Source organism: Fibrobacter sp. (assembly GCF_017545445.1).
Lineage (GTDB): Bacteria > Fibrobacterota > Fibrobacteria > Fibrobacterales > Fibrobacteraceae > Fibrobacter.
This window is the reverse complement of sequence record NZ_JAFWOM010000069.1, coordinates 132151-157501: the sequence shown is the minus strand read 5'-3', so window position 1 is coordinate 157501 and position 25351 is coordinate 132151. Positions and strand designations below refer to the sequence as shown.

General features: G+C 49.2%; 21 protein-coding genes, 1 tRNA gene and 1 rRNA gene. 4 read left to right on the top strand and 19 right to left on the bottom strand.

The features are described 5' to 3' along the window. The 15 genes from IKG78_RS08440 to IKG78_RS08370 form a co-directional block, all read right to left on the bottom strand. Positions 1-101 (bottom strand): 16S ribosomal RNA (locus IKG78_RS08440); the annotation flags it as partial. 456 nt (positions 102-557) lie between these two features. Further along, positions 558-2012 carry a glycosyl hydrolase family 5 gene (locus IKG78_RS08435; RefSeq protein ID WP_290942288.1) on the bottom strand — a complete coding sequence of 485 codons (1455 nt, stop codon included), beginning with the start codon at positions 2010-2012 and terminating at the stop codon, positions 558-560. 324 nt (positions 2013-2336) lie between these two features. Then, positions 2337-4067, bottom strand: coding sequence for a maltotransferase domain-containing protein (locus IKG78_RS08430; protein ID WP_290942285.1), 1731 nt, complete (start codon positions 4065-4067; stop codon positions 2337-2339). 182 nt (positions 4068-4249) lie between these two features. After that, on the bottom strand, positions 4250-5095 hold the full coding sequence (locus IKG78_RS08425) for a TIGR02172 family protein (RefSeq protein ID WP_290942282.1): 846 nt from the start codon (positions 5093-5095) through the stop codon (positions 4250-4252). A 14-nt stretch (positions 5096-5109) separates the two neighbouring features. Further along, positions 5110-5967 carry a TIGR02172 family protein gene (locus IKG78_RS08420; protein ID WP_290942279.1) on the bottom strand — a complete coding sequence of 286 codons (858 nt, stop codon included), beginning with the start codon at positions 5965-5967 and terminating at the stop codon, positions 5110-5112. 181 nt (positions 5968-6148) lie between these two features. Then, positions 6149-6865, bottom strand: coding sequence for a zinc metallopeptidase (locus IKG78_RS08415; protein WP_290942276.1), 717 nt, complete (start codon positions 6863-6865; stop codon positions 6149-6151). Between the two features lie 199 nt (positions 6866-7064). Continuing rightward, the gene (locus tag IKG78_RS08410) at positions 7065-8246 is read right to left on the bottom strand and encodes an ABC transporter permease (RefSeq protein WP_290942273.1); all 1182 of its coding nucleotides are present in this window, start codon (positions 8244-8246) and stop codon (positions 7065-7067) included. After that, positions 8239-9459, bottom strand: coding sequence for an ABC transporter permease (locus IKG78_RS08405; RefSeq protein ID WP_290942270.1), 1221 nt, complete (start codon positions 9457-9459; stop codon positions 8239-8241). Before IKG78_RS08405 ends, IKG78_RS08410 begins: the two co-directional genes overlap by 8 nt. A gap of 19 nt (positions 9460-9478) precedes the next feature. After that, a complete protein-coding gene (locus IKG78_RS08400; protein ID WP_290942267.1) occupies positions 9479-10477 on the bottom strand; it encodes an HlyD family secretion protein in 999 nt (332 codons plus the stop codon). After that, positions 10477-12183, bottom strand: coding sequence for a TolC family protein (locus IKG78_RS08395; protein WP_290942264.1), 1707 nt, complete (start codon positions 12181-12183; stop codon positions 10477-10479). Before IKG78_RS08395 ends, IKG78_RS08400 begins: the two co-directional genes overlap by 1 nt. 230 nt (positions 12184-12413) lie before the next feature. Continuing rightward, on the bottom strand, positions 12414-14138 hold the full coding sequence (locus IKG78_RS08390; RefSeq protein WP_290942261.1) for a lamin tail domain-containing protein: 1725 nt from the start codon (positions 14136-14138) through the stop codon (positions 12414-12416). 43 nt (positions 14139-14181) lie between these two features. Next, entirely contained in the window at positions 14182-15000 is an 819-nt protein-coding gene (locus IKG78_RS08385; RefSeq protein ID WP_290942259.1) for a polyphosphate polymerase domain-containing protein, read from the bottom strand. Between the two features lie 3 nt (positions 15001-15003). Beyond that, a complete protein-coding gene (locus IKG78_RS08380; protein ID WP_290942256.1) occupies positions 15004-16413 on the bottom strand; it encodes a TolC family protein in 1410 nt (469 codons plus the stop codon). Then, positions 16414-17529, bottom strand: a complete 1116-nt coding sequence (locus IKG78_RS08375) for a biotin/lipoyl-binding protein (RefSeq protein WP_290942253.1) — start codon at positions 17527-17529, stop codon at positions 16414-16416. A gap of 13 nt (positions 17530-17542) precedes the next feature. Further along, positions 17543-18226, bottom strand: a complete 684-nt coding sequence (locus IKG78_RS08370; RefSeq protein WP_290942250.1) for a DUF4956 domain-containing protein — start codon at positions 18224-18226, stop codon at positions 17543-17545. Positions 18227-19067: 841 nt separating this feature from the next. Here IKG78_RS08370 and IKG78_RS08365 point away from each other — a divergent pair. Then, a complete protein-coding gene (locus tag IKG78_RS08365; protein WP_290942247.1) occupies positions 19068-20102 on the top strand; it encodes a radical SAM protein in 1035 nt (344 codons plus the stop codon). Positions 20103-20860: 758 nt separating this feature from the next. Here IKG78_RS08365 and IKG78_RS08360 read toward each other — a convergent pair. Further along, positions 20861-21523 carry a DNA alkylation repair protein gene (locus IKG78_RS08360; protein WP_290942244.1) on the bottom strand — a complete coding sequence of 221 codons (663 nt, stop codon included), beginning with the start codon at positions 21521-21523 and terminating at the stop codon, positions 20861-20863. A 139-nt stretch (positions 21524-21662) separates the two neighbouring features. Here IKG78_RS08360 and IKG78_RS08355 point away from each other — a divergent pair, with 139 nt between their 5' ends. Continuing rightward, the gene (locus tag IKG78_RS08355; RefSeq protein WP_290942241.1) at positions 21663-22310 is read left to right on the top strand and encodes a hypothetical protein; all 648 of its coding nucleotides are present in this window, start codon (positions 21663-21665) and stop codon (positions 22308-22310) included. A 200-nt stretch (positions 22311-22510) separates the two neighbouring features. On the opposite strand, the gene IKG78_RS08350 is transcribed toward IKG78_RS08355, so the two are convergent. Next, positions 22511-22583 (bottom strand) — tRNA-Cys (locus IKG78_RS08350). Positions 22584-22715: 132 nt separating this feature from the next. Here IKG78_RS08350 and IKG78_RS08345 point away from each other — a divergent pair. Both IKG78_RS08345 and IKG78_RS08340 read left to right on the top strand, forming a co-directional pair. After that, entirely contained in the window at positions 22716-23225 is a 510-nt protein-coding gene (locus IKG78_RS08345) for a DUF374 domain-containing protein (protein ID WP_290942238.1), read from the top strand. Positions 23226-23240: 15 nt separating this feature from the next. Then, entirely contained in the window at positions 23241-23888 is a 648-nt protein-coding gene (locus IKG78_RS08340; protein ID WP_290942235.1) for an exonuclease domain-containing protein, read from the top strand. A gap of 236 nt (positions 23889-24124) precedes the next feature. On the opposite strand, the gene rpmB is transcribed toward IKG78_RS08340, so the two are convergent. Further along, a complete protein-coding gene (gene rpmB / locus IKG78_RS08335) occupies positions 24125-24346 on the bottom strand; it encodes a 50S ribosomal protein L28 (RefSeq protein ID WP_088636662.1) in 222 nt (73 codons plus the stop codon). Positions 24347-24412: 66 nt separating this feature from the next. After that, a complete protein-coding gene (gene ispH, locus IKG78_RS08330) occupies positions 24413-25345 on the bottom strand; it encodes a 4-hydroxy-3-methylbut-2-enyl diphosphate reductase (protein ID WP_290942230.1) in 933 nt (310 codons plus the stop codon). Between the last annotated feature and the right edge of the window lie 6 nt (positions 25346-25351).

The window sequence follows — 25351 nt, the reverse complement described above, 5'->3', positions numbered from 1 at the left end:
TACTCACCCGTTCGCCGCTCGGCATTGCTGCCTCGCTCGACTTGCATGTATAAGACACGCCACCAGCGTTCGTTCTGAGCCAGGATCAAACTCTTCATTGATTTTTTAAATAGTCTGTCCTGTTTTCCGTAAAAGACTTCCAAGAAATTTTCTTGGGCCGTCACTAAGCACATCTCCGATTCCTTCAATATTCCCGAAAGTCTCGCGGGCTTTCGTATTTTCCTTTGTTCTCGGCTTCCGTTTCTTCGTTTCGGCCTCGTCTCTCAGGAACGGCGCCAATTATAGAATTTTCAGGAACATTTGCAAGGGGTAATTCTGAAAAAATTTCACTTTTTTTCACTTTTTTCGATAGAAACGGGATGTATGCCGCCCGCGCTACACAATGTCAACAGTCTATTAACAGAAATCTTTGAGACTCCCCGGCCGGCAGATGGCGGGTCGGGGCCCGCCATGACGTTTTTGTGCCAGGGCACTTGGCGATTTTTCCAAAAATAACATGACGTATTACAAAAAAGCCCCTCGCAGTAAGCGAGGAGCCACGAATCCATTCTATTTCTTTATTTAACATCGCAACCGGCGCTCGGATTCGTCCAGCCGTTTTCTGGGGGAGCTTCGCCCGCCTTCCAGCAATGGAGCGTGTCGAGCACGTCGCCTTCCTTGAATGTGGACCAGTCCGTCACCTTCTTGAAGTTGTTTTCCAGAGTAGTGTTGAATCGGGTCATGTAATGGTCAATCAAGTATTGCGGGCATTCCACCTCTTCGATGTAGTAGGTCGGATTGTCCGCAGCCATGTACCAGTCAGCAAACCAGTGGCAACCGCGCAAAAGATTCGGAAGGCCGGCGTCAGCGAAAGCCGCGTCACACATGTCCTTGACACAGGTCTGGTAACATTCCAGAGAGCCTTCGGTGCCGCAGTTCGTGTTTTTCTGGCATTCAGTCAAAAACCCGCCAAAGCCCGCCCCCCAGTTAAAACCGGCACCCTTGTTCACCTGGGTAGAGAGCGCGTCAAAGGCACCCACGCCACCGCCCGGAACCATCAAGTCAAACTGGCCCGCAGGCAGATTGGCATTGCCGCCCGCCACATCGTTACCGATATTGGAGGCCATCACCACCAGGTGTTTTCCCTTGAGCGCCTTATGGGTCGCCTTGGGCGGGTTATTCTCGAACTCATCCTTAAAGTGACCGTCGTACTGCAAGTGATAGCACTTGCCGCACTTGCTATCGGCAGTGCCCGCAACGTATGCATAAGAAAGAGTATCATTCACAGCAATTGGAGCCATGTCCGTACAAGTGAACACGCCTTTTTCCTTTTCGGCGCCGCAAGCGCTTCTGGTCCCGTTGTAACCGAACCAGGACTTCGTCACGTCACCCAGGGTAAAGGTGGGGACTTCAACATCGTGGACGTTGCAGTTACGCGCAGTGGCAAGTTCGGCAAGATACGCCTCGTTGGAAGACGTGTCCGCACGGGTTATATCGTTAGCACTTTCCCTAAGCCAGGAGCAGTGCGGCTTGCAGGCGTCCCAGTAACGCGTATTCCAGCCACGCTTCGCCGTAGCACTGATGTCCTTGGTGTACGCAGCCGAAGGCGGGCCATAAGATTCAAGCGTCGGGAATCCACTTGCATCGAGTTCCGGTTCCTTGCTGCTAGAGCTTTCGGGAACCACTTCGGCACTGGAGCCCGGAACCGCGCCGCTCGATGTCGGGGTGACCGCCGTGCTAGATGTCGGATTGCCAGCAGAGCAAGATGACGAATTTAAGGATGAACTCGCCGGCAGGTCGCCAACATTGCTGGAGCTCGTTGCGGAACTAAGCGGAACATCAGCGGAACTCAAAACCAGATTAGAACTGCTTGAATTCAGCCCAACAGAAAAACTGCTTTGTTCCTCCCAAACAACACTCGATGAAGAAGCCGTAACAGGCGGAGTAAGCGGAGATGGAGAATCATCAGAGCAAGCATTAAACATTGCACAAGCGCCCGCAGCCAACAAAGAACTCAATAAAATTTTTTTCATAATCATCCTTTCAATACCTCGTCTAAAATTAAATTTAATCCTCTAAAAAAGGCACAAAAAAAGTTTTTTAAAAGAGTTTTAGACGGTGTAAGGCGACCCCGGAATAAATCCGGGGTGACAGGCCGAGGTGACAGTGCATAAAAAAAGCCCAGGAGCACGGAGCTTCCGGGGCGTTCACAATTGCTATCAGGCGTTTGCCCCCCCCCTTTTTAAAAAAGTGATGCCCACATCCTTCGACTTCGCTCAGGACAGGCTCCGGCGGGCATGACAAGTAAAAGAGGTCAGGAAAAGCATTCCCAACCACTGTTTACTAACCACTAATCACTAAATCTTCTTCAACACGAACATGTGGCCAGGTGCCTTTGCAGGGTCAAGCTTCACATAGTTCTTGTTGCCGCGCCAGACATAGCTTTCGTCCGTCACGATATCCTTCAAGAAGAAGAACGAATCGTTCTGGAGGCCAAGCTTTGCCATATCGAGCTCTACGATACCTTCTTGCACGTTGTCCATATCCATGTTGCATACGCAGAGAATCACGTCATCGCCGGACTTCTTGGAATAAGCCATCAGTTGGTCATTTTGTGCGTAATGGAATTCAAGGTTATCGTATTCCTGCAATGCGGCATGTTCCTGACGGGCGACATTCAGACGGCGAACAAAGTCTTGAATACCCGGGCCACTCCAGTTGTGTACTTTGTACTGATACTTTTCACTGTCGGCGAGTTCTTCCTTGATCGGGCTCGGGATGTTTTCGCAGAGTTCATATCCATTGTACATACCCGTAAGGCTCGAAAGCGTCGCGGCCAAGAAGTAGCGCTGCTTAAACGCGTTTGCACCTTTGTACGCAAGATACTTCGGGAAGATATCCGGAGTCGTCGGGAAGAAGATGCCACGCATGTATTCCTTGGCATTAGACTGCGTGAGTTCCTTCAAGTACTGCTCGAATTCCCACTTGGCAGAGCGCCATGCGAAATACGTGTAGCTCATGTCAAAGCCAGACTTCGCCAAGCGATGCATCATCTTCGGGCGGGTAAAAGCTTCGGCAAGAAACACGAGTTCCGGGCGCTTTTCCTTAACATCAGCAATCAACCATTCCCAGAACGGGAACGGTTTCGTATGCGGGTTGTCGATACGGAAAATTTCAACGCCTTTATCAGCCCAGAACAAAATAATGTTTTCGATTTCTTTCCAAAGTGCCTTGTAATTATCGTTGTAGTAATCGAACGGATAAATGTCTTCGTACTTCTTGGGCGGGTTTTCTGCAAACTTGATGCTGCCATCCGGTTCGTGATAGAACCATTCCGGGTGCGACTTCACATACGGATGGTCCGGGCTGCAGTTGAGCGCGATGTCCAACGCAAGGCGAAGCCCCTTAGCACGAGCCGCCTTTGCAAAATGTTCGAAATCTTTCATGGTCCCGAGTTCCGGATCGACATCGTAATGGCCGCCGTTCTTGTTACCGACAGCGTAAGGGCATCCCGGTTCCAGCGGATTGCCCTTCTTATCGACCATGGCATGGAGCGCGTTGTTTGCACCCTTGCGGTTGGTGACGCCAATCGGATGAATCGGAACAAGATAAACCGTATCGAAACCGAGGCCGGCAATGTAGTCGAGTTGCTTTTCGCAATCCTTCCATGTTGCAGACTTCTTCGGATCCGTCCCCTGGCTCTTCGGCCACATTTCGTACCATGTGCCCACGCGGCTGTAAGTCGGATCGACGCGGAGCTTCATCACCGGGCTTTCGGTCGGAACGTCCTTCGGTTCCTTGGTCCATGCGCAAATTTTGTATTCGTAGTAGCCAATGTTGCCGACTGTAAACGTACCTTCCCAAAGGTCATTATCGACAAAGTGCATCGGAGCCTGTTCCCATTTTTTCTTGGAAACGTGGCGGTAAAAAATCGCAGCATCGTACTTTTCGTGACTGTGGCGGAAAATGTCGGCCTGCAAAGTCACTGTGTCGCCAGGTTCACGCTTGAGCATGAAGCGACCGCCCTCGATGTTCGGGCGGATATTTTCAATAACGAGATTTTCTTTTAAAGTTGGAATAGTTGCCATAATGGTTAAAAAATAACAAAAATCATCCATACTTGATTTTTTACAACATTTCCTTTACGCTCTGAGCCTCATAAAACCAAAAGATTTTCGCCTCGCTTTCTACATTACAATGCACCAAATTCGATTGCCATTACAAAGTTCCGTTTTGCCCTGTAATGGAAATCTTTTACAAAGACATAAGTTTATCCAAATCGTTTTATCAAATGTTGGAAAGCGATATCCGGCATTCGCATACGCAAAACTGTATCATAAATATATGGGAGCTTGGCAGATGTGAACGGAAGAATTTTATGTTCAAACTCTTCGATTCGCTGTTTATCCGTTGTTTCTAGATACGATGAAATAAAGATATCCCAATGAGCCCTAAGCGTTTCTGGTTTCAGATGAAAGATATATTCCGCTTTCGATGCATCCATGTAATGCGTCATGCTCCAAAGCAGACACAAATCCCATTCCGGCACACCGTAGCCAAAATCACCAACATCAATCCAAAGAGTCCGCTTGCCGTCTGTGATAACATTGCTCAGTTGGGAATCTCCATGAAGGCACATTGGCGTGTCGGGTACCCGCTCTATAAACTGCAACGCCTTGATTTTGTAATCTTCCGGCACTAAATCTTTTTCCAAATAAAACTGACGGATTTTTTCTTTCATTGATTTAATGCGAGATGTGTCCGCTTTCGTGGTGTGTATTTTTTTCACCATCCGAGCTAGAGTCACCGACAACTCATTTAAACGCTCCGGTTCGTCAGCAATGATTCTCGAAAGAGAGCGTTTATTCTGAATAAGTTCGTATTCAGCACCAAAACGAGAACCATCCGTCAACAGGCGATAAGGTTTGGGTGTCGGGATACCCAATTCATAAACCGTACTCGATGTCAAAAAATCTTCTTTGGCACGGTCAGCTTCAAAGCCTGGTTTAAAGAGTTTGGCCAGGGTCTTGCCGTTTTTATGATTGTAGGTAAGCGACGACCCACCTTCACCTGTTTGGATATAATCATCAAGATTTATTTTTTCGAATTCACTCATAGTAGTCATTCCTTTTAATAAAATTTTTCTACTAAGGAATGGATTAAATTTGTAAACAAGTTCTTGAGAGCCTCGGATGGCGGTGCCCAAATTGTACGGATGCAAATATCTAGTGGTGCAAATTTACCGGCAAGAGCATCAAATGCAACGTGGTCTGCATCGCCCGTATAGGCCATCGCAAATTTATCCCAAAAGATATGCAGTTGCTCTTCGGACATGTGAACCAATTCTAAAGCCTGCGGGAACTTGGAATAGACAAAGCAAAGCATAAACAAATGTCCCATATCAAACATCGACGAGCCATAGCAGAAACGCCCTAAATCTATCCAATAGGGTTTGCCATCACCGGAGACCACCAGATTACCCATCTGAAAATCACCGTGCACACAAGTAGTTTCGTCACCAAGACTCTGTATGAATTTTTTTATCTTATTCCGATCTTCGTCTGAAACAAAGTCAGACTTTTCAAGGCCTTTCAACGCAAGCTCTTTAGCATTAGGAAAAAATTCCGTGTTACAAGGCGTTGTATGCAAACGCTTACCCTGTTCCGCAAGCATTGAAGCGGCCTCGCCAATACACGACGGATCGTCAGCACAAATCCGTGAAAGCGACTTCTTTCCCTTGATGAGTTCTACAAGCTGGCCAAAGCCGTCGCCCACACGCACAATATCGTACATACGCGGTGACGGAATTCCCAATTCAAAAACATGATTGGCCGCATCAAGCTCCTGCTTTACGTAAGATTCTTCGCAAAAAGGCGGTTTATTCACTTTCAAAAGAATATCAGGATGGTCTGGATGCACATAAGTTTTCCCATTACCGCCCTCGCCCACTTGAGTCCAAGTGCTAATATCAATATTTTGGTATTCCATTTTGCTCCCCTGAAAAATACTCCTTATAAAGATATGACTTTTTCAACGGAAATGAGCAAAAAAATTTGGCAAATGCACCTAACCACCAATATTGATCATTTTTCGCAAATTATGCTGCAATATTGATGGACAAAAAAGCCCCGCCGAAGCGAGGCTTGAACAAACCGAAGACGGCAAATCGCTAATCGTCGTTGCGACCGCCAAGGAGGCCGGCACGATACGCCCAGTAAAGCAACTGCAAGATGGAAGAAATTGCAGCCGCGACATACGTGAGGCCAGCAGCAAAGAGCACTCCCGAAACCGTATTGTATTCGCGGCCCGGCGAAACAATTTCCATACGGGCGAGAGCCTTTTTGGCACGGGCGGAGGCATCAAATTCCACCGGCACAGTCACGAGCGTAAAAAGCGTCGCAAGCCCAAAGAGGATAACGCCCACAATCGCAAGGGAGTGCCCAAGAGCTTTGCCCATGCCCATGAGCATAATGCCGATAATGACAAGCCATGGTCCAAGATTAGAACCTATGTTTGCGGCAGGGACAATCGCCGAACGAAGCCACATTGGAAAATAGCCTTGAGCATGCTGGATGGCGTGTCCGACTTCGTGAGCGGCAACGCCTGCGGCACTCGCGTTGCGGCCAGAATAGACTTCGGGCGACAAGTTAAGCGTCTTGTTCAGCGGATTGTAATGGTCAGAAAGGAACCCTTGATGCTTGAGTACTTTCACATCGGTAATGCCAGCTTCCATGAGGATGGCTTTAGCGACATCGGCTCCGGTAATCCCGCTAGAAATATTGACTTTTTGACCAGCAGCAAAGCGTTTCTTGACAAGCAGTGAAACAATCCCCGAAAGGGCGAGTGTCACCACGAGAATCATCATGTATAAAGGATCGAATGGCATAATTAGGTAATAGGTTGTAGGTATTAGGTGTTAGTTAATAGTGGTTAGTGATTAGTGGTTAGTTATTTGTCAATAGTCATTGGTTCTAACGACTATGGACTAATGGCTATTGACCCTATTTTTTCACCAATAATTTACAAAATCTTTTACAAAATCGTCTGTGACTTCGTCACTCTTTTTTGCTTATTGTCGCAATTTTTTACATGTCGCCGGTTTTGAAGTGTGTCTTGTCGCGGAAATGCGTGAGGAGAAGCCCAAGCACAAGATAAATGACCGACTGTATCGCGAGCAGATAGAGTTTAGGAGCCACGTCGTAAATATCTCCGCCCATCTGCTCTATCGAAAGCCATGCGGGCACGGCAAATGTACTCGGCAGAATATACGAAATTGCCACCATCCAGCTCGGCATCAAGTAGCTAGGCCAGCTAAAGTTCGCAAGGAACAATATCGGGATAGAGAGGTTCAAGAAAAGCTGCATACTTGATTCGCGGTGCAAAAAGACTTGCGAAAGGCACATCCCGAAGTTGATAACCGATGTCAAGAATACAATCGCAAAAACAGTCATCGGCAAAATCTCTCCACGACGCGGGAAATCGAAGATATTATAAATCACGCAATGGTAGAACAGAATAAAGCAACAGTAGTGCATGAAGTATGCCAACGAACGGCCCAAGTAGCGGTACGGCATACTCTCGTTTTCGACTTCAGAATAACGCTGGTTACGGCGGAATCGGCGATGTCCGCGCGCCCCGCCAAGCACGCAAATTCCAATAACAAGTGACTGTTGCAAAAGCAGGACGAGCACGCTTGGAACAACATAATTCGAATAGCTTCCCGTATTGTTGAACATCGTCTGTATCGATATCGGAATCGGGTCTCGCATTGCCATCGCTTTTGCCGAGGGTACTTTTTTGCTTAAAGCAATCGCCTTGACTTTGCTCACCGCACCCACCGTCAGCGCGCACGTCGAAAACGCCGTTCCGATTGTGCCGTGGAGCATCACGTAGGCACCATGCGTAAAGATGTTTATCTTCGTCTGCTTTTTGTTCAGCAAGTCTTTTTCCATGTTCTCCGGAATGACCATGAAGCCGAAAATATCTTCGCGGGCCATGGCGGATTCCGCTTCGAGCATGTCGTTATAGACCGCTTTCACTTCGACCTGTTGGGTTGCAGAAGCCATCCGCGTAAGTTCACGGGATTTTGCCGAATTATCCAAATCGACAACAGCTACAGGAACTTTCGTTACAGTCTGGTTCATGTATGCCGTCGGATAGTAGAACGCATAGAGAATACCCGCAACAACAAGCAACAACACAGCCGCAGGATCGGTTACGAACAATTTCCATTCCGTCAGGGTAACTTTCAAAAGACGACTAATCATTTTTTCGCCTCCTGATTTTATTCAACAGTTCTTTAAAATGCGAACGAGCAACGGCGACGTGACTATTTTCTTCAACGACTACAGGCATCTTGGAATCATGCGACAAGCGGTATTTCCAACGGAGCACCATCGCAAGGCAACCAAATAAAGTCCAGAACAAGGCCATGCCTGCCATAAGCTTGATGACTTCCCAAGATGCAGCCATGCCGACATCCCCTAAAAGCATCATGGACTGCACGCGAAGCACATGCGTAAGCGGTAGCACGAACGCAAAACAGCGCACGGCAAACGGCATCGCCATCACGGGGAACGTCTGGCCAGCAAAAGCAAACGCAGGGCCGCCAATCACGCCCGAAACGCCAGTCGCAATACGCATCACGCCTGTCACGCCCACAAAAACCATTCCGGCCCCGACACAGCAAATGACCATCAAGAGCTGAGCGACCGAGACCATCACGAATTCTTCAAAGCCCATGGGCATAAGCATGCGATGCGTATAAGCATAGCAGCCCATGTATTCCAGCCAAAGGATGACGACCGCCGGGACAAACGAAGCGACTCCAAGCGTCACCCAGGAACGTTCCGCATAATGGTAAAATTCACGCACGCGCTTGTCGCGAAGCGGGAACGAGCCAATATAAACAGCCACAAGCATCGCCGCCAAATGGAACATCGCAGACACAAGTCCAAGAGCCAGGAAACCTTGGTAATTGCCTTCGATGTTACCGACCGAATGGATTTCCGTCTTTATCGGGTCATCGAACGATGCTGTAAAAAGTTCAGAACCCACATCGGTGAGCACCGCACGAATTTCCTTTGTCGCAAACATGTTCGTGAGGTAATTCTGGCCGCTGGAATAAATCGGAATCACAGGCGTTTCCAGGCGGAGAGTCCGACGTTCCATATCATTCGGAAACACGATAAACGTCTGCAAATCACCGCGGATGACCGCATGTTCGCATTCGCTCATGTCATGGCACAACAGCTTCACATCGAGCACCGGGCTTGATTGGAGAGCCATTTCCAGCCTATCGGCAAGCTGGCTATTATCCTGCTTGACTATGCCTATCGGGATATGTTGTACAATTTCGGACGAAAACATTTCCAGCATAAATACGGAAACGCCTACGGGCAATACCGTAAGAATCATCCACAAAACGATTTTGTGGCCGAAATAAACCTTCCCGATAGTCTTTAAAAGACCCTTCAGCACGATAACCTTCTATCCAGGATTACTTAATCATTTCGGCAGAAAGCAAAACGCTCATGCCCGGACGGAGGTTTTCTACCTTGTGGGTCGGACGCATGCGGACTTCGAACGTCTTGAGGTCAAAGCCGCCACTTTCCTTGGAACTGCGCCATGTGGCATAATCGCCGACTGAAGCGATGTAGCTGACTTCCATTTCAACGACTTTATCGAGAGCTGGAATCTGGAGGTTCAACTTTTTGCCTTTGGATACATTCTTGAGATAATCTTCGCGAAGGTGGAAAACCGCCCAGGAATCGTTCAAATCCGTCACTGCGATAATCGGCATGCCAGAGCCAACGACTTCGCCTTCTTCGGCAAGTTTCAAGGATACTTCACCAGTAATCGGAGTGCGGATTTTTGTTTCTTCGAGGTACGCATCGACTTCGGCGTTTGCACCCTTCGCCTGTAGCACGAGAGCGTTCGCGGCAGCCTTGTCTTCGCTACGGGCACCGGCAACAGCTTGGTTGTACTGGGCACGGGCAGCATCGGCGGCGGCTTGGCTTGCCTTCATCTGCGTTTCGGCTTCGTCGCGTTTTTGGAGCGGCAAGACTCCTTCGTTGTAGAGTTTCTGCACACGGTTGTAAGTGTTCTTTGCAAGAGTTGCGGCTTCCTGGGCTCGGTCTGCCATGGCCTTGAGAGCCGTAATATCCTCGCTGCGGGCACCGTTGCGAGCCTTGCTTGCCTGTGCCTTTGCTGCCCCAAGGGCACCACGTGCCTGGATTTTCTTAGCTTCGATTTCCGGGCTGCTGATAACGGCCACTAACGAATCCTTGGTAACAACATCGCCTTCATGGACAAGCAAACGTTCTATACGGCCAGGGACTTTCCCCGCCACAAGCACGCGGCGAGCTTCCATCTGACCTTGCAAGAACTGCTCACGCGGCTGCGTGGCAAACTGTTGGAGCTGGGAGATGCCCATAATGACCAAAACGATCAGGGCAAGCACAACAATAACTTTTCCAATCATCTTCAATGCGTTCATTATTTTTTCTCCGTTTCTAAAGTTTGTTCAGCAGGTTTAACTGCATTCGCCGAATCTGCCTGAGCCGGAATCGGTTCCGCAGAAGTCGCGGACTCTTCGACTGCATTTGCCGGCTCTACAGGAGTCGCAAAACTCTCGGCAGTAGCGTCGGTTGCTGAGCTTGTCGAAGCATCAACAACGAGCTGTTTTGATACCAAAAGCGACCCTGCGGTAGAAACTTCGCCTGCCGCTTCGAGGAGACCAAGCCACGCGATTACGGCGTCGTAATGAGCCTTGAGGTCTGCCACCTGCAAACGGGATAGTGCAAGTTCCGCATCCACCACCTCAAGACCTGTCGCAAGACCTGCTTCGTACGCCTTGTTCTGGCTACGCAATGCTTCGACCGCTAGTTCACGCGTTTTGACAAGGCTCGTGAGTCTTCCCTTCGCGTGTTCCAGTTCGCGCCACCGTTTTTCGACAAGGAGCTTCAAATTGTCAATCGTCTCTTCTTCGAGGCTGCCCAAGGAGCGGTCCATCGCCTTGGCGGAACTCACCTTGGCACGTGTATCGCCGCCCTTGAAAATATCCCACTGTAGTTTGGCTCCAATCGCCCATTCCGGTTCTAGGAGCGTTAAGTCCTTTGTATAAAGTTCCTTGTAGCCGAACAATGCTACCGTCGGATAGTAATCGGCCTGGGCTGCTTTTACAGCATTCTGGTTGCGTTTGCGTTCGATACGCAGCTGACGAAGTCCCGGGTGCTTTTCCACAGCGAGGGCCTTGAATTCATCCATCGAACGGATACCTTCGGGAGATTCCACCGGAGTCGTCGCGGTGAGGCTCGTGTCCGTATGCAAGAGGCTTGCAAGAGCCATGCGGGCTAGCGACTGGTCGCGGAGAGCGTCTTCGTAAGCGTTTTCGGCTTCGGCAAGGGCGACTTCGGCACGGAGACGCTCCGTCTTGCTAATCTGGCCACCCTCTTCGAGCTTTTTGGAGCGGTTCAAATGTTCTTCAAGGTCTTTCTTGGTCGATTCGCGCATGCCCACCAATTCTTCGCACAGACGGAGCGTAAAGTACTTGGTCGCCACATCCATGAGCACGGTGTTTTGCGCCATCTCGAATTCGGCCTTGCGGGCGTTCACGTTCTCTTTCGCGGCATCGTACGCGGAATATATCTTGAAACCGGTAAAAATCGGCCAAACAACAGTGAGGCGGGCATTAAAGAACCAGTCGTCCTGCACCTTCATGTTGAAATCGGCATTCTTGATTTGGTCAGAGTAATCCTTGCTCTTGGTCTCAGCCATTTGCACTGCGGCATCGTTTGCGGCCTTGCTGCTCACGACCCCGCTCCAGATATCGGCGGATTTGGAATCAACATAGGCTTTGGCCGATTTTTCGTCCATGCCCGCTTTCATCGCCTGGCCTATAGCCTCCTGATAAGCTTTAGCATAAGCTCCGTTGTACGTGGAGACATAAGCCTTGGAATAGGCGGCAGCCCCCGCGATATCGCTTAAAGGCTGCTGGATACGTCCGAGGTCAATATTGATGGGATCGTTAATTCTTGTAATGCCAGCAGTGAGGCTCACCGTCGGGAGGAATCGAGCGAAAGCTTCTTCTTCGCCGCTTTGGGCGATATCGACTTTAGCCCTTTCGGCCTTGATTTTTGAATTGTTAGCCATGGCCAAGTCTAGCGCTTCTTGCAAAGAAAGCGAAGCGGCATTAGCAGCCATGCTCCCACATAAAATAATTCCAATGTACCGTTTCATAGCTAAATAAATAATACAAAAACATTTCGCTGTCAACAATTCCAAAACGACGTAAACCCTTCATGTAATAAAAAAAGTTCCGACGAAATGTCAGAACTTTTGGCTTAAAACTCAAAATGAATATAACAGACCCCGGCACAGTGGCCGGGGTGACAGCATAAAGGGAATGGCTGGGGTGCCAGTCTTATATAAATTTACTTGCCCGGAGTCGGATCTTTCGCTTCCCAAGAGGTGTAGCCATAACCCATCGTTGTAAATTCCTTACGATTGAGGCTCTTGCCCTTGCCATCAGTTTCACCCATGTTAGGCCAACGGTCACTGTAGAGCGTAGCATCAGAAATTTCATAATACCACTGCTTCGTGCCATCGGATCTCGTAACAAACGAATAGGGCTTTTTCACAGCAACAGTTTCGCCGCGGTTCGAGAGTTTACCGGCATAGTAACGGATTAACACAGATTCATCAAAGCCGTAACGAGCACGGAGCAAAGCGTCCTTCCCTTTAAGAGAATCGCCAAACAGCACCATTTTTCCTCCGGCCGGGATAGCATCTCCAGCAGCAAATTCCATATTGATGCCTTCGACTTTCCAGCCTTGCGGAGTGTTGTTGATGCTTTCGACCAAAGCGACTTCAGCAGTTCCTTTGTTCACAAGTTCAAGGAATTCCAAATCATTAAGGTCTTGTTCGTTTTCGTGGTAATGGATTTCACTGATGAAAATCGGGCCCGCTTTCAATGCAGAGTTTGCGGCACCCGGAGTTTCCGTCGCCATGGCCCCCTGAGCCGTAGTACCGGCAACATCCACGACACCGCTAGACTGCTGGCCAGCAGAAAGCATAAGGCTTGTTTCTTTACCCGTGCGAGCACCACCAGCAACTTCGTACAGATAAATTTCATCGCCATTCGTGCTCAAATAAAGGCCATCACCAAACACGGCTTCAGTCGCTTCAAGAAGCAAATAACCCTTGGCCGGAACAACGGTATTAGCGCCGCCGACAGTCCACTTTTTACCCTTCAACTTGGCTTCAAGTTCCCAGCCCTTGACATCGACAGGAGCATCGCCATAGTTGTAGAGTTCAATCCAGCCATCTGTAGTTCCAAGAACATACGGCTTGATTTCGTTCAAGCGAACAGTAGAAGCATCGAGAACCTTATCGTCTCCAGAGCACGGATTACCATTGGCAACAGCACTTGCCCCCCAAGAAGTCGGGTCGGCTTCGTTACCAGAACCCTTATACACGAGCGTTCTGCCGTTACCGTCAGCAAGGCTCGGCCAAGGAGGTTCATTACTGAAAGCTGCGCTCACGTCACCTTCGCCCTTGAGCTTGACATCGACAACATCGCCTTCATTCACGAGTTTTGCAACAGCACCCGTCTTCGGGTCCTTATCCCACGGTCCAAAGACGCGGCACCCAGCAGGCAAATTCTTATAAGTCTGCTTGAACAAGTCAACATTGTTTGTCACGATGACATACTGACCATTTTTCAAAGGCTCTGCCGGGAATGCAAAGTTGACAGCACCATCTAAACGGAGATTGTTCAACTGCATATTGTCAATATCCGGGCCTTTCTTGATATAGACTTCGACCCATTCCAAATCCGATTTGTCCGGAGCATTGTACATGATTTCCGAAACACCCATATTGGTTATGGATACATCCAAGGAATCATCAAAATTCGAACTGGACATCGGAACAGCGCCAATTGAAGACGATGTCGGGACAATAGCCGAAGAAGGAGTCGGGTTGTCAACACTGCTGCTCGGCGGCAACGTTTCAGAAGAACCCGGGACAGTCGCCACAGAACTGCTAGACAGTTCAACCGGAGGATTGACAGGACCACTTTCGTCGTCAGAGCAGGCTGAGAACATACCCATTACAGAGACACAAGTGCCAACTGCAAGCCATTTTTTGGTATTCATAAGCGCCTTCCTTTTTTTAAAACCTTATCAAATTAAATCTACATTAAAAATTCCCCGCAAGACGAGTCCAATATGGACTTTTGAAACGTCTCGGGTTTTCGTAAACACGTTTCCATTCTGCGGCCGCATTTCCGAACTTGGAGAATGCACCATGCTTTAAATTCAATGCACGAATCAAGTCGAACATCCAGTACGGCATCTGGGCTGCCGGGCACTTGAGTTCAAGCACGGCATCGCAACCCGGCTGGAAAAATCGAGGTATTCCTGTGGAATGCATGTACTGCGGATCCACCGTGTAGTCAAAACCGTTTTCTTCGCGGAAACGCATGCCTGTGTCAATCGTCACACGGGAATACTCTTCGCGGAGTCCGAACCAAGCACGGCGTTTGTACTGCGTCAAAAGACGCGGATGCGCCCCGTAAAGTTCCGTCTTGTACAAATAATCCTTGAGGTACATGCGGTCTTTACTGCTCTTGCACGGCCATTCGTCAGGCTTCATGTGCCAGACTTCGCCCGGATTGATTCCCTTGATGGTAGCGCGGCTCTTGTAGCAAATATTGCGAATCTTGCGTTTGACTTCAAAATGGAACGTACCGTCTTGAGAAGGGTGCTCGCCGTACGTGCGGATACGCATGTTGAAACGGTCCAGAAGCTGTTTCTTTTTCCAGCCAAGGAACGTCCACGACGGCGTATCGAGGTAAAGATTCGTAATCCAGTAGAATCCACCCGGAGTAATCTTGGAATAGTAGTCTTCTTCGCAATACGGAGCCAAGAACGCACCAATCCTATCCGCCCATTCGACGGGGATATGGTACTTCAGTTCGAAGCGTTCGAGAAGACTGAATCCGCGGGCCTCGGCCATAAACTACCTGATTCCTTCACGAAGATGGTTTGAAACATCTTGACGGGCAAGGCCACCGGCATAGTCGAGCAAAGCCAAGTAGCGGGCATAGATATCGTATTCAAGCTTAGCAGCCTTCAAGTCGCTTTCGAGAGAGCTTTCACGGGCACGGAGGAGCAAAAGCGGGTCAGAACCAGCATTGCGGGCGAACTGTTCCATGAAGCCGCTAGCGTTCACCTGTTCGGCATAGTCCTTCAAGACCTTCCACTGGTCGATAAGCGTGAGGACTTCTTCGGTCAAGCGAGCAACTTTCTGGTTCACTTCGCGGACATCGTCCAAGTAATCGCTTTCGGCGTCAAGAACGGCAATCTGCTCACGAAGCGTTGCATCCTTGTTGCTGTCGAAGAACGGCAAGCGGAACGCGAGGTTCACGAAGAACTTGTCCGCAGTCTTGCGATCGTCACTCTCGGCAACAAGCTTTCTGAGCGTGTATGCAGAAACTGCTTCAGCGTCTGCATAACGAGCACATTCTCCATCAACGACGCTAATACAATTATTTTTCATGAACTCATTATAGTACTGGTTATACTTCGTTTTTTTCACGTCATTGTAGCCCAAATCCTTGTACTTTTCCATCAAGGATTCAATCTGGAGCGAGTAACCGATACCGATGTGCGAAATGTAGTCGCGGTCCTTGCTCGCGTCCTGCTTAGCCTTGGAAATGTCGGAATCGCGCTTGCCCTTTGCAAGAGCTACCAGCGGGAAGTTTTCATCGACAGTCACTCCATTTCTCAGGAACTCGGCAAGTTCTTCCATGGATGGCATAAACGTTGAATCGAGATCGACACCATCAAAGTCCGGCACCCAAATTTTCAGCTTGAGTTCAGCATCGCGGAGTGCGGTACTGTCCGAAAGGAGGTTCGACTTGAGCGAGGCGTTCTTTTCGAGAGAGGTCATCAAGTCTTCGGCACTGAACGAAGCGGAACCGGCCTTGAGGTGGAGCACTTCAATGCGGTCGCTATTGACTTGCAAAAGCTGCTTGTTGATTTCGTTAATCTTCTTGCGCAACACGTAACGCACGCCACGTTCATAGCGGTCATAAAGGAGCGTCGAACGTTCAACGGCAAAGCGGGCCGCCTGATAGTTCTTTACAGCCTCAAAGTGTTCCTTGTCGGCAGTGCGTTCACCAAAGGCCTGCGGCGTTACACGAAGTTCAAAGTCGTGCTTTGCAAAGCTGAAACCGTCCAACTGGTAACGGAGTTCAAGCTTATCCCAAAGCTTGAGGTTGCGGTTAGCAGACATCGCCTCGGAACGTTTTTCCGCAGCCTGATACTTCGGATCGTCCTTAGCGGATTCGACAAGACGCTCCCAAGTAAGGGGGCTAGCGATTGCAGCCGCAGAGAGCGCAAGCGATATTAAAGTCACATTTTTCATTTATTTCTTAGCCTTCTGTTGCTGATTCTGCTTTTGCAAATTGCGGATGCTCGTTTCAGTGATAGTGACCATTTCGCCCAGCAAGAACTCGTTGTCTTCGGGAATCTTGATGGTCACTTCGCGACCATAGACCGGCAGTTCAGGCATCTTCCACATACGGGTCGGGAACGGCACGATACGGCTCGAAAGACCGACAACTTCGCCAACCACGCCCTTTCCGGCACCGGTCAAGGTAGTCACTTTCACGGCTTCGCCAATCTTCGTGTTCTTGTAAATCTGTTCGTTGATGTAGCCACGGATGAGCGTCGGAGACTTGTGGGCAAGCGTCACGATCGGGGCAAAGCTCGAAACCTTTTCGCCATCGCGGACGTTCACGTCGCCTACGACCCAGTTTTCTTTTGCAATCTGGGTGAGTTCTTGCTGCTGCTTGCGCATTTCGGCGAGTTCCTTGCGGATGTTGGCAGCTTCGCTCTTGCCGCTAGACTTCTGGAGACGGCCACTGCCACGGAGGAGGGCGATTTGTTCGTTGGCGCTCTTGGTAGCGAGGTTCAATTCGTTCTTGAGGCTCTTGATGCGCATAGCCATGGCATCGGTGCCTTCGGACTTGGACTTCGAGTTGGAGAGGCTCTTGAGCTTCGCGGAAATGGCCTTGTTGCTTTCGTACTCCGTTTCAAGGTTGCGGATTTCAGCATTCAAAGCCAAGCGGCGGGTTTCGAGGTTGGCCTTGACTTCGGCAACCTTCTGGTCGATTTCAGCAGAACTCAAGTTGCTGCGGCCTTCGAGAGCGTCGAGTTCACGAGTGAGTTCGGCAATGCGGAGCGTGAGGTCCGGGCGGTTGATGACCACGAGGGTATCGCCAGCCTTGACTTCCTGGCCCGGCACCACATAGACCTTGACGATTTCGGTCGGGCTCGGGAGGCTGATAATCGTTTCGCTCGATTCGGCAATGCCACGGAACATGGCGACCTTGCCCTGATAGACAAAGCCAAGGATTACGGCGAAAACGACGCAGAGAATCCAGGCAATCGAAAGCTTGTGGGTATAAACGTAGGCGACACCCGCATTGTTCTTGTGAGTGTTCCAGAAATTATCGAGGAAATCTTCAAGTTTATTCATTTCTCATTCCTCCTTACATTTCCGTCGTAGCGTCTTGCATCATGAACTGGACATCCGAAATGCCTTCGATTTTCGAAAGCATCGTGAGGATTTCGGCTGCAGGCTTTGTCGCACGGAGGCGGATCTGGTAGGCGACGTCCAAGCGGGCACCGCCATCGACTTCGCGCATCGTTATCAAAATAAACGTCTTCAAGTTGCCCTTCATGATATCTTCAACCTGACCACGGACTTTCGGTTCGTTCGGGAGTGCAAAGCGGAGCATACCGTCAAAGAAGTGCTTTGTACCAAGCCCCGTACGCGAAAGAAGGAAAGCGACACAGCAGAACGCAAACGTACCGCCGACTGCGGCACCCCAGGCATAAACGCCACAACCGATACCCGCACCTAGAGCGGCAAAGATGAACATAATGTCTCGCGGGTCCTTGAAGCTCGTACGGAAGCGGACGACCGAGAGGGCGCCCATCATGCCGAGGCCGCGACCGACGTTATCGCCGATGGCCTGCATAATCATCGAAGCCGCAACCGCACTCAAGACGATACCCTGGACGAAGTTGCGGGAATAGGAAAGCCCGAGGAACGTTTTTTCGTACGTCCATGCGATTGAAGAAGACAGAATGAAAGCAAGGATCAAGGTATAAGCGAGCGTAATGATCGTTGCGTTTGTTGTGCTGGACTGGACAGCAAGAAGGTCAAGCATAATAACTCCGTTTATATGTTTTCTTTTAGGCCTACGATGACCAAAATCTACTTAAAAATGAGCGATTTTCACTCTTTTTTATGTAAATAATGGACTAACAAAAACACAAAAATCTTCTTTTTACAAAAAGATTCGGGCTATTCCACCCATTTTTTTATTTTTGCGAGCCTTAAAACCCACGCTAAAAATAATAAAAGTACATTTTTCGTTCGTGAAAAAAATAATTACTCGTTGGTTACTCTAACAACGCATTGTAGAAATCGCAACAAATGTTTATTTTAGGAAACATTTTTAGACGAAAGACGAGAGACTAAAGACGAAAGATTAGTGGTTGGTGGTTAGTGATTAGTGGTTAGTAGGCAGTAGAAGTTGGTCATTGGTCATTAGTTGTTAGTTAATTCTTCGCAGTCATCCTCGACCGTTAGGGAGGGGATCCAGTGACCGATAGTAGGTATGAGGTATGGGGTCGCACCTTCGGTGCTTTAGGGTATGAGGTTATTGTAATTAGAACAGCCCAAAAGCGTGCAAAACGAGTGTCGCAGAAAATGCTTGCATTTTCTATGACCGAGTGCAGCCGCGGACGCCGAAGGCGTCAAAGCGAAGCGTGCACAGAGCGAGTTCACGAGCGTGCCCATAGCCCAAAGCAAAGCGCGCTCATTGCTAATCCCTAACCCCTACAACCTAAGACCTATTACCTAACTAGCGGTGAGTAAACAGTGGTTAGTGGTAGATTAAACGAAAGAGCAATAATCGCGACTACGCCACCCAGATGCACGAAGTGCATGATTCTTTTCCTAAAACCTATAACCTATAACCTGTAACCTTTTCTATTATTTAATCGATGAATTCCTTGTTGAAAAAAGCTATTGCTCAAGAGCGGTTGACGCCTGTGGAAGGTCTCGAAATTTTAACGAACGTCCCGTGGACAGAAGTCGTCGAGGCTGCCGATACCGTACGCAAAGCAAAACTTCCCGGAAACCGCGTGGGCTACACAGCATTCCGCATCGTGAACTACACGAACGTTTGCGAAGTGACTTGCAGCTTTTGCAGTTTTTGCCGCCCAGCCCACAGCCCCGAAGCATACGTCTTGAGTTTGGACGAAATCCGCCAAAAGACACTCGAAGCGAAAGCCAAAGGCGCCGACCAGATTTTTTTGCAAGGCGGAGTCAACAAGGAAATTCCGCTCAGCTACTACACCGACGTACTGAAAATGCTCACGCAGGAATTGGGCGTCAAAGTCCGCGGTTTTTCACCTGTAGAACTTGTCCGCATTGCCGAATTCAACAACATTTCACTTGATGAACTGCTTGACATTTTCAAGGAAGCGGGCCTCAGTTCCGTTCCAGGCGCCGGTGCAGAAATTCTCTCCGACCGCATGCGTCAAATCTTGAGTCCAAGAAAGCTCCCTGCGCAGCAGTGGTGCGACACGCTTGCCGCTTGCCACAAGAAAGGACTCCCCGGCAGCGCGAACATCGTCATCGGCAGTGCCGAAACCGCCGAAGAAGTCATCGAGCATCTCGAATACGTCCGCAAAACGCAGGACATTGCCCACGGCTTCAAGAGCTTTGTCGTCTGGACGTTCCAGCCGCAGACCGACAAGTTCCCCATCCGCCACGTTCGCGGCGACGAATACCTTAAGTTGCTCGCACTCAGCCGCCTGTACCTCGACAACGTCCCGCACATCGAAGTGTCGCTCCTCGGCATGGGGCTTTCGCTCGGAGAACTCGGACTTCACGCCGGCGCCGACGACATCAACAGCATTGTCATCGAAGAAAACGTGCTCAAGAACCACGGCCTCACCACCATCGAGCAAGCCGAAGCATTCATCCAAAACGCAGGCTTCACGCCGTACCGCCGCACTCTTTGCTTTGATTAAAGCGAGTATCATCCTTTGAGTGGAAAACTACCGAATCATACGCACTCAAAAGTGCGTTACTTTGTAGCAATACATACTAAATCAAAAAATCGACGTTTTAGTATGTAAAAAAAAGACAAAAAAGCCCCCAAAAAGCCAAAATTTCCCTTTCAAACAATTTTTTTTGCCCCAAAAGTCCAAAAAACAACCTTTTGGAACCAAAAATTACATACTAAAACCTTTAAAATAAATCTTTAGTATGTAACACACAAAGTAACAATTCTTCAATTACATTCAGATTTTCACAAAAACCGTTTTTAGTATGTAAAATGAACAAAAATTTTGCGAACAGACTTTTTTTGTTTAAATTAAAAGCAGAAGCCCCGCAAATGGGGCATGCAAGCTCACTTTAAGAAGGAGTGCTTATGAGCTGGGAATGCAAGTACTTAAGCGAAACGTTTTGCAACAAACGCAAACAAGAATGCGACCCGGGAGCTAACGGCTGCGTTCTCCAAGGGCGATTCAATTTTCCGCTAAAAGAAAAGCCAAAGGCCCAAAAGAAAAGCAAATAAAAATCACTGGATCCTATCGCCAAATGCAAACCAAGAAATAATGGTTCCCCTCCGCAAGTGTAAAACAAGAAATAATGGTTTCCCTCCCTTCGGTCGAGAATGACGGCTTCGAGGATGACAGGCTCCAGGATGACTGTGACCGAAGAGACTGAGCACAAAAAAAGACCCCTTTGCAGGAGTCTTTTTAAAAGCTGAGGCTTCGCTAACTTAAATGAGACGTAGAATTTCTTGAGCGGTCTGTTCCGCAAATGCGTTGTCCTGGACAAAGCGGCGGACTTCCGTCGGGTTGATGCGGGCGTATTCAGAAAGCGCCCGGCCAATGCCGTTGCGGATGTAGTAGTCGTCGTCCTTGGCGCAAGTGAGGCAGAACTGACGCAGGAGCGGCCAGTCCGTGCGGTCCTTGTACTGCACCTGGAAGATAATCGCGCTACGGCGGACCCAGATGTTCGGGTCGCGAATCCATGACGCAATTTTCGTCCGCAGCGCAGGCAGACGCAAAGCAAGATCACCTAAGACGCAAGACGCGAGAGTATCTACAGTATCGCGCCAAGCTCTAGTCTTGATGAGCTTTTTCAAGAAGTTGAGGTGTTGACCACCGAGAAGCACACGATGCCGGAACAAGTAGTCACAAGCCGCGTACTGGAATTCCCTATACGGCTGTGCCCACATGTCTTCAACCCTCGAAACGAGCTCGTCCCCGTCCTTTGGCGGGTACTTGTCGAAGATTGGATACGTGACTTCACGGCGAGGAACCAACTTGATTCCGAGGAAATCAAATTGTTCCCTGGCCTTCTTAGACATTTCATGCGACTCTTCTTCATTAGCGATAGAGCGCAAAGCGAGAGATATTTCTTGTGTAAACCGAAGCATGTACACCAAAAATAGTCCATAAAGAAAATTTTTTCTAGACCTTGACAAACACTTTTTTCAAATTTTTTTAAATTTTTTTGTAAAAAAAAAGTAAAAATCCTCTTGACAAGGGGAAAAAGTATTAAAAGAGTCAAAAATCATGGCTGATTCCACGAAAAAAGAGCACCTTGAAATTACCGAAGTGCCCCCTGAATTGCGCGGTCTTTCCGATGAAGAAATCATCAAGAACTCGGAAAGCAGAGAAAAAAAATTCGTCGGCAAAAAACATAACGGAGCAAAGCGTCCGTCCAAGCGGGAACGCCTGGCGCAAAAAGAACAAAGCGAAAACGCTAAGTTCAACTCGCTCGTAGAGAAATACAATAAGGTGGATAAGCCGCACGAAAGCGAAAATGACGACGACATCAAAAAAATACTAAAGAAGATCGCATCTTCGCAAACCGGCTCTCCAAGCCCAGTTCCCCAAGTCAAAACCGTCGAACCCAAAGCACCGGAAGAAACGCCAAAACGCGTATTGAAAAGCGTTCTTTCGGAGCCACCCAAGCCGCCTTCTGGCCGCGTCCTCAAGGGGTCGTTCGGTGCAAAACCTGGGGATAAGCCCAAGACCGTCATCGTTTCTGCCGCCGATCTCGCTCGCCAGCGCATCGAAGAACGCGCCAAGAAAATCCGCGAAGCGCTCATGGCAAAGAACAAGGCCCTGCATCCCGAAGCCGCTGCAGAAATCCCCGTCAAGCGCCCCCGTGGCCGCCCCCGCAAGAATCCGCTGCCGCAGCCGCCTGCGGCGGAGTAGGCAGTGGTTAGTGATTAGTGGTTAGTGGTTAGTGGGCAGTAGGAAGTTACGGCTTCGCTGCGGTTCTGATGAATTAGAGATCGTTGGCAGACTTTAGAATTCAGCTTGTATTGTCACCCCGCACTCTGTTGCGGGGTCTGTTTTTTGAGCATCGATATACAAACAAAAAGACCTTCTGCTTTCACAGAAGGTCTTTTCAGAGGCAACGGGCGGACTCGAACCGCCGAATAAGAGTTTTGCAGACTCGCCCCTTACCAACTTGGGTACGTCGCCATAATTGCGGGTGTAATATAGGTATTTATTTGCAGTTTATCAAGGGTTCAAGGTAAAAAAAGTCAAAAAAATTTCATTTACATTGTCCTACACCATTCCAAAACCTATTTTTTATGCGTGAAATCGCCCTCGTTGAAAACAAAATTGCTCGCTTGGCTCGGCGCTCTATGGATGAGGAGCCTGCGCATCCGGCTTCGCGTGCCCGACGACTTTCGCCCTGGAATCCTCGGACTGTGGCACAAGGACCTCCTTGCAAGTTGCGCAGCATTCAAGAACAAGAACGTCCACATCCTCGTCTCGGAATCCGGCGATGGCGAAATCTTCGCACTTGCGGCAAAGCATCTCCATTACGAAGTCACTCGCGGTTCGGACACGCACGGAGCGACCAACGTAAGGCACCTACTAAAGTCTCTCAAGAATGACCGCTTTGTCGGCATGGCATTAGACGGCCCGCACGGGCCTGCCCTCCAAATAAAACCCGGTTCTCTTTGGCTTTCTAAGGCGAGCGATCGCCCCCTTTGGCTTTTTTGCATCAAGTACGGCAAACATTTTCGCCTAAAAGGGTGGGATAATTTCATCATTCCGCTACCGCTGTCAGCTATTGACATTGAAATTAAGTATCTTTTACGTGAAAATAATTAAAAAAGGAAAACAGCCGTGATAGCATTACCTCCTAAATTTGTCGCATTCGACTTGGAAACGACTGGTCTTGTCAACCGTAAAGACGAAATCATTGAAATTGGCGCCGTAAAGTTCACGGTAGAAGTGAAAAACGGTCGCGTGGTTCCGAAGATCATTTCGGAATTCGACACGCTTGTAAAGCCAAACATGCTCATTCCCGTCGAAGCATCTAATGTGAACCACATTACCGACAAGATGGTCGAAAACGCACCACCCGTGGGCGAAGCCCTCAAGCAGTTCACTGCGTTCTGCGGTCCCGGCTCCATTTTGCTCGCCCACAACGCAAACTTCGACGCGAGCTTTTTGCGAACCGCCTACGAACAGAACCCGCAGTTCACGCCCGGCAACCCCGTTATCGATAGCCTCGCCATTTCAAAAGCTATCTTGCCGGAACTCGCAAACCACAAGCTCGGCTTCATGGCGAACATGTTCATGAAGCGCGGTGAAATCTCGATGACCATCGACGAAGAAAAGATGCACCGCTCCGTCTATGATTGCGAAATGCTCATGGAAGTGTTCGTGGCGTTGCTCCGCCGCCGCCTCAAAGAAAAAGAATGGGAAATGGGGAGCATCATGCAGGCCATGGCCAAGTACAAAGGTACGCCGCAGTTTATTCGGAAGTAACATCGTCCTCGATCTAGCATCCTCGAAGCTCGTCATCCTCGACCATTAGGGAGGGGATCCATTATTTCTTGTTTCACAATTGCGACGGGATTCAGCAACAAACTCTATAAAATCAGCCCCAGTCTCAGCACTGGGGCTTTTTTTTCGCGACTTTCACACTAGTCAATATTCTCAAAACACACAAAAGACCGCCATGTTGCACATAGCGGTTTTTGCTAAACTTTTAACCTAAGAAATTAGATTCCGAGTTCCTGAGCAACAGCCTGGATGCCAAGCTTGCTGATGGTGCGAAGGCCAGCGGCGCTCACGCGGAGAGTCACCCAGCGGTCTTCTTCAGGAATGTAGAAACGCTTCTTCTGGAGGTTCGGAAGCTGCTTCATCAACTTCTTACGATTAGAGTGGGAAACCATGTTGCCCACAAGACCGGCTTTGCCGGTGACTTCACAAATGCGGCTCATATTAAACTCCGTTGTTTTTACAGGCACCAATTTTAGCTAAAAATTTTAAAATTGTCAAGGCTAAAGTTAATCTTGCAATGCCTTTGGCAAGTTAAACTTCGTATTTTCCACTAATTTTACAAGATTTTTGACTTCAATCGGGGCAAATTTTTCTTTCAGCCAATCTACGACTCCCTGAACCAGCACTTCCGGTGCGCTTGCCCCGCTCGAAAGGCCGACCGTGTCAATGCCATCAAACCACTTCGGGTCAAGGTCGTTGACATCCGCAATCAGATGGCTCGGCAAGCCCTGTTCAAGGCCCAGTTCCATCAGACGAGATGAATTGGAGGAATTCTTCGCGCCCACGACCAGAAGCATATCGACCACGGAACAAAGTTCGAGAACGGCAGCTTGGCGGTTGCCCGTTGCGTAGCAGAGGTCGCCCGCCTCCGGCCCGATGATATTCGGGAAACGGCGTTTGAGCGCGTCAATAATCTTGCGTGTTTCCGCGACAGAAAGCGTCGTCTGCGTGATGTAGGCGAGCTCCTTGTCTTGCGGCACGACCACATTTTCCACATCCATCTCGTTACGGATGAGCGTGATGGCTCCTTTTGGAAGTTGTCCGAGCGTGCCTTCCACTTCGGCGTGCCCAGCATGCCCGATCAAGATGATATGGCGACCAGCGTTGTAATGGCGTTTTGCGCTGAAATGCACCTTGAGCACAAGCGGGCAGCTCGCATCGAGCACTTGCAAATTACGGGTTTTTGCTTCTTCGTAAATGCGTTCTGCGACACCGTGAGCCGAAAAAATCACTACGGAACCCTCTGGCACCTGGCTCAGTTCATCGACGAAGACGACTCCTTTGTCCTTAAGCGTATCCACGACAAATTTATTGTGCACGATTTCGTGGCGGACATATATCGGCGTCCCGAACTTTTCGACAGCCCTTTCAACCACATGGATGGCACGATCGACTCCGGCACAGAATCCGCGAGGTGTAGCCAAAATGAGTTTTTTCATAATTCA

Excerpts from the sequence above, each read along its gene's own strand:
- IKG78_RS08435 (WP_290942288.1), bottom strand. The coding sequence starts at position 2,012 with ATGAAAAAAATTTTATTGAGTTCTTTGTTGGCTGCGGGCGCTTGTGCA.
- IKG78_RS08430 (WP_290942285.1), bottom strand. The coding sequence starts at position 4,067 with ATGGCAACTATTCCAACTTTAAAAGAAAATCTCGTTATTGAAAATATC.
- IKG78_RS08425 (WP_290942282.1), bottom strand. The coding sequence starts at position 5,095 with ATGAGTGAATTCGAAAAAATAAATCTTGATGATTATATCCAAACAGGT.
- IKG78_RS08420 (WP_290942279.1), bottom strand. The coding sequence starts at position 5,967 with ATGGAATACCAAAATATTGATATTAGCACTTGGACTCAAGTGGGCGAG.
- IKG78_RS08415 (WP_290942276.1), bottom strand. The coding sequence starts at position 6,865 with ATGCCATTCGATCCTTTATACATGATGATTCTCGTGGTGACACTCGCC.
- IKG78_RS08410 (WP_290942273.1), bottom strand. The coding sequence starts at position 8,246 with ATGATTAGTCGTCTTTTGAAAGTTACCCTGACGGAATGGAAATTGTTC.
- IKG78_RS08400 (WP_290942267.1), bottom strand. The coding sequence starts at position 10,477 with ATGAACGCATTGAAGATGATTGGAAAAGTTATTGTTGTGCTTGCCCTG.
- IKG78_RS08395 (WP_290942264.1), bottom strand. The coding sequence starts at position 12,183 with ATGGCTGCTAATGCCGCTTCGCTTTCTTTGCAAGAAGCGCTAGACTTG.
- IKG78_RS08390 (WP_290942261.1), bottom strand. The coding sequence starts at position 14,138 with ATGAATACCAAAAAATGGCTTGCAGTTGGCACTTGTGTCTCTGTAATG.
- IKG78_RS08385 (WP_290942259.1), bottom strand. The coding sequence starts at position 15,000 with ATGGCCGAGGCCCGCGGATTCAGTCTTCTCGAACGCTTCGAACTGAAG.
- IKG78_RS08380 (WP_290942256.1), bottom strand. The coding sequence starts at position 16,413 with ATGAAAAATGTGACTTTAATATCGCTTGCGCTCTCTGCGGCTGCAATC.
- IKG78_RS08375 (WP_290942253.1), bottom strand. The coding sequence starts at position 17,529 with ATGAATAAACTTGAAGATTTCCTCGATAATTTCTGGAACACTCACAAG.
- IKG78_RS08370 (WP_290942250.1), bottom strand. The coding sequence starts at position 18,226 with ATGCTTGACCTTCTTGCTGTCCAGTCCAGCACAACAAACGCAACGATC.
- IKG78_RS08365 (WP_290942247.1), top strand. The coding sequence starts at position 19,068 with ATGAATTCCTTGTTGAAAAAAGCTATTGCTCAAGAGCGGTTGACGCCT.
- IKG78_RS08360 (WP_290942244.1), bottom strand. The coding sequence starts at position 21,523 with ATGCTTCGGTTTACACAAGAAATATCTCTCGCTTTGCGCTCTATCGCT.
- IKG78_RS08355 (WP_290942241.1), top strand. The coding sequence starts at position 21,663 with ATGGCTGATTCCACGAAAAAAGAGCACCTTGAAATTACCGAAGTGCCC.
- rpmB (WP_088636662.1), bottom strand. The coding sequence starts at position 24,346 with ATGAGCCGCATTTGTGAAGTCACCGGCAAAGCCGGTCTTGTGGGCAAC.
- ispH (WP_290942230.1), bottom strand. The coding sequence starts at position 25,345 with ATGAAAAAACTCATTTTGGCTACACCTCGCGGATTCTGTGCCGGAGTC.